The sequence below is a fragment of the Streptomyces vastus genome (assembly GCF_039532825.1).
Taxonomy (GTDB): Bacteria; Actinomycetota; Actinomycetes; order Streptomycetales; family Streptomycetaceae; genus Streptomyces; species Streptomyces vastus.
This window is the reverse complement of sequence record NZ_BAAASJ010000105.1, coordinates 1-900: the sequence shown is the minus strand read 5'-3', so window position 1 is coordinate 900 and position 900 is coordinate 1. Positions and strand designations below refer to the sequence as shown.

The 900-nt window shown below is 67.0% G+C and carries 2 protein-coding genes; both read left to right on the top strand.

The window, feature by feature from the left end:
• Positions 1-575: ABC transporter permease (locus tag ABD357_RS33970; protein WP_344395071.1), on the top strand; the 575-nt coding region annotated here is incomplete at its 5' end.
• Positions 572-900 (top strand): ABC transporter permease (locus ABD357_RS33965; protein ID WP_425585123.1); only part of this gene is annotated, 329 nt, incomplete at its 3' end. The genes ABD357_RS33970 and ABD357_RS33965, both read left to right, overlap by 4 nt.

The window sequence follows — 900 nt, the reverse complement described above, 5'->3', positions numbered from 1 at the left end:
GGGCCGGACTGGCCATGCTGGTCGTGGTCGTCCCGCACTTCATCAGCGCCCTGGTACGCACCTACGGCTGGATCATCCTGCTCGGCGACAAGGGCCTGGTCAACGAGACCCTGACCGGCCTGGCGGTACCGGGGACGCCGTTCCAGCTGCTCTACAACGAACTCGGCGTGGTCATCGGCACCACCTCCATGATGCTGCCCTACACCGTGCTGCTGCTGTACGGCGTGATGCGCGGCGTGGACCGCCGACTGCTCGCCGCGGCGGCCAGCATGGGCGCGGGACGCGTGACCATCTTCCGTCGCATCTACCTGCCGCTGGTCGCCCCCGGCCTGGCCAGCGCCGGGCTGCTCAGCTTCATCCTCTCTCTGGGCTACTACATCACCCCGGCCCTGATGGGCGGACCCAACCAGACGATGATCGCCACCCTCATCAACCAGCAGGTGACCAAAGACAACCAGTGGAACGGAGCGGCCGCGCAGGGAGTCATCCTGCTGTTGCTCACCTTCGCCGGACTGCTGCTGGTCAAGCTCGTGACCTCGCTCGGCGCCAGCCGTAAGAAGAGGAGCGCGTCATGATGGAACTGCGCAAGACCCTCGCCGGGCGGATCGCCCTGACCGCCGTCGCCACCGTGATCCTGCTGTTTTTGGCGCTGCCGATCGTCGTCATCCTGATCACCTCCTTCAGCAACAACGCCTTCGCCGACTTCCCGCCGGACGTGTGGACGCTGAACTGGTACAAGGCCCTGTTCGCCGACGGCAGCAAATGGCCGGCCGCACTCTCGCTGAGCGCCCTGGTCGCCGCCCTGAGCACCGTCTTCTCCCTGATCATCGGCGTGACCGCGGCGACCGCCCTGACCCGCAGCGAACTCCCGCTGCGCTCCGCGGTCTACGCCCTGGTCCT